Annotated in this window: 7 protein-coding genes and 1 riboswitch; of the genes, 6 read left to right on the top strand and 1 reads right to left on the bottom strand. The window is 44.3% G+C overall.

Annotated elements, in window-relative coordinates; translation table 11 throughout:
• The coding region (locus tag WAM07_RS07280) for a helix-turn-helix domain-containing protein (protein ID WP_422165864.1) at window positions 1-141 on the bottom strand (141 nt) is incomplete at its 3' end.
• A 217-nt stretch (window positions 142-358) separates the two neighbouring features.
• Window positions 359-473, top strand: a riboswitch (SAM riboswitch).
• A gap of 152 nt (window positions 474-625) precedes the next feature.
• Between WAM07_RS07280 and WAM07_RS07275 the strand changes: the two genes are divergently transcribed.
• The 6 genes from WAM07_RS07275 to WAM07_RS07250 form a co-directional block, all read left to right on the top strand.
• Window positions 626-1,654 carry a methionine ABC transporter ATP-binding protein gene (locus tag WAM07_RS07275; RefSeq protein WP_422165863.1) on the top strand — a complete coding sequence of 343 codons (1,029 nt, stop codon included), beginning with the start codon at window positions 626-628 and terminating at the stop codon, window positions 1,652-1,654.
• On the top strand, window positions 1,644-2,306 hold the full coding sequence (locus WAM07_RS07270; RefSeq protein ID WP_422165862.1) for a methionine ABC transporter permease: 663 nt from the start codon (window positions 1,644-1,646) through the stop codon (window positions 2,304-2,306). Before WAM07_RS07275 ends, WAM07_RS07270 begins: the two co-directional genes overlap by 11 nt.
• 11 nt (window positions 2,307-2,317) lie before the next feature.
• Complete coding sequence (locus WAM07_RS07265; protein ID WP_422165861.1) at window positions 2,318-3,169, top strand: MetQ/NlpA family ABC transporter substrate-binding protein; 852 nt, start codon at window positions 2,318-2,320, stop codon at window positions 3,167-3,169.
• Window positions 3,170-3,302: 133 nt separating this feature from the next.
• On the top strand, window positions 3,303-4,043 hold the full coding sequence (locus WAM07_RS07260; protein WP_422165860.1) for a Cof-type HAD-IIB family hydrolase: 741 nt from the start codon (window positions 3,303-3,305) through the stop codon (window positions 4,041-4,043).
• 276 nt (window positions 4,044-4,319) lie between these two features.
• Window positions 4,320-5,468 carry an acyl-CoA dehydrogenase family protein gene (locus WAM07_RS07255; protein ID WP_422165859.1) on the top strand — a complete coding sequence of 383 codons (1,149 nt, stop codon included), beginning with the start codon at window positions 4,320-4,322 and terminating at the stop codon, window positions 5,466-5,468.
• A 12-nt stretch (window positions 5,469-5,480) separates the two neighbouring features.
• Window positions 5,481-6,586 (top strand): thiolase family protein (locus tag WAM07_RS07250; RefSeq protein ID WP_422165858.1); only part of this gene is annotated, 1,106 nt, incomplete at its 3' end.

Here is a 6,586-nt window from a genome sequence, read left to right as displayed (position 1 = left end):
TTCCTTGTAGGCACTGCTCCATTCGGAGAGGAAATGATTGAAGACAAAACGAGCGCAACCGATTGTCTTAGCGATGAGCGATTCTTGGGTTTTATTTGGATAGATACGAAAGTTATACGCTTTATGCCTCAACCTTTCCACCCCCTAATCAAGAACGTATGTTCTTACTTTAGGATATCACGGAGGGGAGAATATTCAAAGGCATTCGCCTTACGGCGACAGCATTCATCTCCCCCTTACCACCGGTCTTCGACACGGCGCTTGAAGAGGGAGTCTTCTGCCGATGAATGATAAAATTGACAAAGCTGATGAGCTATAATAAGATAATCACCATCCAATTTAAAAACAAATTAAAATCTTCTTATCTAGAGAGGTGGAGGGACTGGCCCTACGAAACCTCGGCAGCGGGACTGATACGTCATCAGAAACTGTGCCAACTCCAGCAGGTGCTTTATGCACGTGAAAGATGAGAAGAGACGGTTCTCATAAATCACGTATGATAGAGCCCCTCTTCTTATCTTTTAAGAAGAGGGGCTCTTTTATGTGCCATAACGAAAGTTTCACGCTTTGTAGTACATAAGAAAGGCAGCTAATTGGAAGAATCGAAAAAAAAGGGGGGACGTTCATGATTGAATTTGAAGGAGTATCAAAAATCTATGAACACAATGGAAATGAATTACGAGCTGTGGATCAAGTGGATTTAGCCGTGAATAAAGGAGAAATTTTCGGCGTTATTGGTTATAGCGGGGCAGGAAAAAGTACGCTTGTTCGTTTAGTTAATTTACTGGAATATCCTTCGGAAGGCAGGCTTCTCGTGGATGGGGAAGATTTGACCCAGCTGTCTAAACCCGAGTTACGAAAAGTCCGGAAGCGAATCGGCATGATCTTTCAGCACTTTAATCTGCTGGAGTCTAAAACGGTACGCCACAATGTCGCTTTTCCATTAGCGATTTCAGGAGTACCTAAAAAAGATATTGACGCACGTGTAGAAGAAATTTTGGAATTTGTAGGTTTGTCAGATAAAGCAAGGCAGTATCCAGACCAGTTATCCGGTGGACAGAAACAGAGGGTCGGAATTGCACGGGCTTTAGCCACCTCTCCGGACATATTGCTATGTGATGAAGCGACATCTGCACTTGATCCTGAGACTACCAAGTCCATTCTTAAACTTTTGCGCAGAGTGCGGGATGAATATAACATCACGATTCTTATGATCACACATGAAATGAATGTTGTCCGTGAAGTTTGCGACCGGATCGCAGTAATGGAACATGGTCGTGTCATTGAGCAAGGATCCATATTTGACCTGTTTTCCCAGCCGGAACATCCCACTACAAAGAACTTTGTAAGAACGGTTATGGAAAATGAAATTCCAGCATCCATCCTGGAAGGGATAGAAAAGCGGGGAGCAAGCCGACATATTTACCGTGTCACCTTTGTAGATGAAAGTGCAGGGCAGCCAGTACTTTCCCACGTATCGAAGTCATATGAAGTGGAAGTGAATGTACTTTTTGGGCAGATTACAGAGCTTCAGGGCATTCCGTTTGGACATTTAGTGGTGGAGCTGCAAGGAGAAGATAAAGAAATTGTGAGAGCAATCGATTCAATCCAGCGTTCCGTGACAGTTCAGGAGGTGAAAGCACATGCAGGTTAAGTTAATGGATTTTTGGCCGAGAATTCTGGAAGCTACCAATCAGACCCTCTTAATGGTCGGTATTTCTCTGCTTGCAGCCACATTAATTGGTCTCCCGCTTGGGATTGCACTAGTGGTTACTAAAGATGGCGGACTGCTTGAAAACAAACCTATATTCAATGCGCTCAGTTCAGTAGTTAACTTCTTCAGGTCGATCCCATTTATCATCTTACTGGTAGCCATTCTGCCCGTGACAAGATTTATTGTGGGCTCATCCATTGGTACGGCTGCAGCGGTAGTACCGCTCGTCATTTTCTCGGCGCCCTACATCGCGCGGCTTGTAGAGAGCAGTCTGCTCGAGGTGAAGTCAGGTGTTATTGAAGCAGCGGAGGCTATGGGAGCGACCCCCTGGCAAATTATCGCGCGTGTATATATACCGGAAGCGTTAAGTTCCATTGTACTGAATCTGACGATCGCGACGATTGGTCTTGTCGGGGCTTCAGCCATGGCCGGTTTTGTAGGCGGCGGTGGTCTTGGTGACTTAGCAATTTCATATGGCTATCAGCGATTTGAGACGGATATCATGATTGCGACCGTGCTTCTTCTCGTCGTCATTGTGCAGATCACGCAAACAATAGGAAACTTTGTATCTAAAAAAATTCGCAGACAATAGGAGGTCTCAACATGAAGAAATTATTCATTTTATTAAGTTTAGTAGCTGCCATTGGAACCGTATTAGCAGGATGTTCCAGTGAAAGCAGCGGAGCAGAATCCAGTGAAGGGTCAGAGGAGAAAAAGGTCGTAAAAGTCGGCCTGAATGGTTCTGGTGTACCGATCTGGGAGAAAATAAAAGAAAAAGCAGCCAAGGAGAATATTGAGATCGAATTAGTAGAGTTTTCAGATTATGTACGTCCTAATATGGCGCTCGCGGATGGAGACATTGATTTAAACGCGTTTCAAACGGTTTCTTATTTTGACTCCTTTATAAAAGAACATGATCTGGACCTGGCCCCAATTGGTACAACATTAATCGCTCCAATGGGAATCTACTCTGAAAAATATGAGGATGTAAAAAATATTCCAGAAGGAAGCACCATTGCTATACCAAAAGAGGCAACCAATATGGGACGGGCTTTATTACTCCTTGAAAAAGCAGGAGTGATTGGTCTGCCTGAGGATTTTGATGGAAATGGGAACCTGGACAAGATTCAGGAAAATCCTAAGAATTTAAAATTTGAACCGATCGTAGCGGCCCAGACCCCCCGCGTGCTGCCAGACGTTGCCGCCTCTATCATTAACAATGGAGTAGCCGTTGAAGCCGGGTTTGTTCCAGTAGATGATGCCATCTTTATTGAAGATGATACGGCCCAGCCTTATATCAATATCATTGCAGCCCGTGCAGATGAAACGGATAAAGAAGTGTATCAAACCATTGTTGATCTATATCAGGAAGAAGACGTAGCGCAACACATTCGTGAAGTTTACAATGACTCCTTGATTCCTACATTTGTACCACTTGAAAAAATAGGCTGGTAAGCAAATAGGATCGTAAAAATTGAACGTTTGTTAATCAATTGAAACAACCAGCCAATACGGTTTAGTCGTTTCGTTGTATGAAAGTCTGTCATTGTATTAGAATAGAGAAAGTAGAAGAGAGGACGTGAATACAATGACAGATATTAAATTAATTGCACTAGACGTAGATGGGACCCTTGTAAATCCGGAGGGAACTGTATCAGACGCGAATATTAAAGCCGTCCAAAAAGCAAAGGATAAGGGAATTCATGTCCTATTAAGTACAGGAAGGTCACTGTCACGATGCCGCGATATAGCGGATCAGCTCGGCCGTTCTTCTTATATTGTAACGATCAACGGTGGTGAGATTTATAATCAGGACTTTGAACTGGTTGACCAGACCTTACTGGATCCTCACCATGTCAGTCGTTTGTGGGAGCTGAAAGAAGAACATGGATTATATTTCTGGTCCTCTACAGAACAAGGAATTTTTAACTCCCAGGAACCTTTTGATAAAGAAATTGAAGAGTATAACTGGCTTAAGTTCGGTTTCGATATAGAAGATGACGAGATTAGAGAAGCTATTCTTCAGGAACTGAATGGCAACCAGGACCTTGAGGTTACAAACTCCAGTCCTACGAATATTGAAGTAAACCCAACAGGTGTCACGAAAGCCGCGGCCTTGCTAAAAGTTTGTGAATGGCTTGATCTGCAAATGGAAAACGTTATGGCAGTTGGGGACAGCATGAATGACATAGCGATGATCCGTGAATCAGGTGTAGGAGTCGCGATGGGAAACGCTCAGGATGAAGTGAAGCAAGAAGCGGCGTTCGTCACAGGAACAAATGCTGAAGATGGAGTAGCTCAGGCAATCGAAAAAATACTGAATTCATAGAGATCGTAACTTCTGCTTGCAGGAAAACCAGTTGGTTTGGTTTTCCTGCAAGCTTTTTTATGCGCTGCGGAGACAAATTGTTTCTCTGTACGGGTTAATATCGGAGGTCTTTAACGTCTGTTTAGCATAACCATGGTGTAAAAACATGTCATATTATTCAATTAAACGTCTTTTTGTAACCGTTTTCCTAATCGTGGAGGAATTGAACGTGAACAGCGAGAATCATTCTATTAGAAAATGATTTCCCTTCAGGAAGAAATAAATTAGGAGGCTATGATGAAAGCAGGTTACATAAAAGAAGAGCATGAGATTTTGCGAAGGTCACTGCGCCAATTTCTGGAGAAAGAAGCTTATCCATACTTTAAGGAGTGGGAAAAACAAAAAGCCATTCCACGGTCCTTTTGGAAAAAACTTGGTGAACAAGGATATCTCTGTCCGTGGCTCGAAGAAGAGTATGGCGGTTTCGGTGCTGACTTTGGTTACTCTGTAATTATCAATGAAGAGCTTGAAAAAGTGGGAACAGGATTAATTGGCATTGGTCTCCACAACGACATCGTCGTTCCCTATTTATCCGCTTACGGGACCGAGGACCAAAAGAAAAGGTGGCTTCCGAAATGTACCACAGGTGAATGTGTGACAGCTATTGCTATGACTGAGCCAGGTGCTGGTTCAGACCTGGCAGCGGTCATGACATCAGCTAAGAAGACAGGGGACCATTTTATATTAAATGGGGAGAAGACGTTTATTACCAATGGTACCTCTGCCGATTTAATCCTGGTAGTGTGCAAGACGGAGCCGAAAGCTTCTCCAGCTCATAAAGGGATCAGTCTGATCGTAGTAGAGAAAGACACACCGGGATTTACAAGGGGAAAACAGCTCGAAAAAGTGGGGCTGCACAGTCAGGATACGTCTGAACTTATTTTTGAAGACGCTAAAGTACCGAATGCCAATCTGTTAGGGAAAGAAGGGGAGGGCTTCTATTATTTGATGAATCAGCTTCAGCAGGAACGACTGATCGTAGGAATTGGAGCCATCGCTGCCTGTGAACGAATGCTTGAACTAACGATCCAATACGTAAAAGAACGCCAGGCATTCGGGCGGACGATCGCATCTTTTCAAAATACTCAGTTCAAGCTGGCTGAACTGCAGACGGAAGTTGAAATAGGCCGAACTTTTCTAGATCGAACAATAGAAGCTCATATACAGGGAGAAGATGTGGTGAAACAGGTTTCCATGGCCAAATGGTGGACAACCGAACTTGTGAAAAAAGTGGCGCTTGAATGTATGCAATTGCACGGAGGCTATGGATATATGGAAGAGTACGAAATAGCCAGAAGGTTCCGTGACGCACCAGTCACAGCTATTTATGCAGGCACGAATGAAGTCATGAAGTCGATCATTGCGAAAAAAATGGGACTCGTTTAGGAGGCAGGGAATATGAAGGAAGTAGTTATCGTTGAAGCGGTTCGCACCCCGGTTGGAAAGAGAAATGGTTTATTAAGTGGACATAGACCCGATGAACTCTTTGCGCTAGTGCTACAGGAACTAATCGAACGGAGTCAAGTGGATCCGAAGGAAGTAGAAGACGTCATTGCAGGCTGTGTATCACAGGTAGGTGAGCAGGCGGGGGACATAGCCAGGATTTCAGCGCTGATGGCAGGATTTCCACTGGAGGTACCTGGAGTAACCGTAGACCGTCAATGCGGGTCGAGTCAGCAGGCCGTTCATTTTGCTTCCCAGGCGATTGCCTGTGGGGATATGGACGTAGTTATTGCCGGAGGAGTAGAAAGCATGTCGCGTGTACCTATGTTTTCCAATATGCAAGGGAGCAAGTATAGTGAACAGCTTACTGAGAAGTATGACATGATCAACCAGGGTCTATCCGCTGAACGCATTGCAGAAAAGTGGGAAATATCGAAAGAAGAATTGGATGCTTATGCTGCTTCCAGTCACGAAAGGGCCCTAAATGCGATTAAAGAAGGATATTTCGAAAGAGAAACAATGACGGTAATGGGAGCGAATGAGCAGGGAGAGTCCGTAAAGGTGAATGTGGATCAGGGACCGAGGCCGGGCACGTCCACAGCTTCTCTTTCTCAACTGAAGCCTGCTTTTAAAGAGGATGGAATCATTACAGCTGGAAATTCAAGTCAGATTAGTGATGGAGCAGCTGCCCTTTTATTAATGTCGCGTGAAAAAGCGGAAGAGTTAGGTGTGCAGCCTAGATTTAGAATTGTAGCCCGCTCCGTAGTGGGCTCCGATCCAACCCTAATGTTGACGGGACCCGTTCCTGCTACTCATAAAGTATTACAAAAATCCGGACTTAGCCTCGATGACATCGATCTGTTTGAAGTCAATGAAGCTTTTGCGTCCGTACCTTTATTTTGGATGAAGGAAACGAAGGTGGGACATGACCGGTTGAATGTAAATGGAGGAGCTATCGCTCTAGGTCATCCTTTAGGTGCTACAGGAGCCAAACTTATGACTAGTTTACTTCATGAATTGGAGCGTATCGGGGGGCGATATGGTTTGCTTGCGATATGTGA

It is taken from the genome of Halobacillus sp. (genome assembly GCF_049282395.1).
Classification (GTDB): Bacteria; Bacillota; Bacilli; order Bacillales; family Halobacillaceae; genus Halobacillus.
Note: the sequence above shows the minus strand (reverse complement) of the source record. Positions and strands in the feature narration are given on the sequence as shown.

What these genes read in the sequence shown, in the direction of transcription:
- WAM07_RS07260 (WP_422165860.1), top strand. Translation starts at nt 3,303, where the DNA reads ATGACAGATATTAAATTAATTGCACTAGACGTAGATGGGACCCTTGTA.
- WAM07_RS07270 (WP_422165862.1), top strand. Translation starts at nt 1,644, where the DNA reads ATGCAGGTTAAGTTAATGGATTTTTGGCCGAGAATTCTGGAAGCTACC.
- WAM07_RS07265 (WP_422165861.1), top strand. Translation starts at nt 2,318, where the DNA reads ATGAAGAAATTATTCATTTTATTAAGTTTAGTAGCTGCCATTGGAACC.
- WAM07_RS07275 (WP_422165863.1), top strand. Translation starts at nt 626, where the DNA reads ATGATTGAATTTGAAGGAGTATCAAAAATCTATGAACACAATGGAAAT.
- WAM07_RS07255 (WP_422165859.1), top strand. Translation starts at nt 4,320, where the DNA reads ATGAAAGCAGGTTACATAAAAGAAGAGCATGAGATTTTGCGAAGGTCA.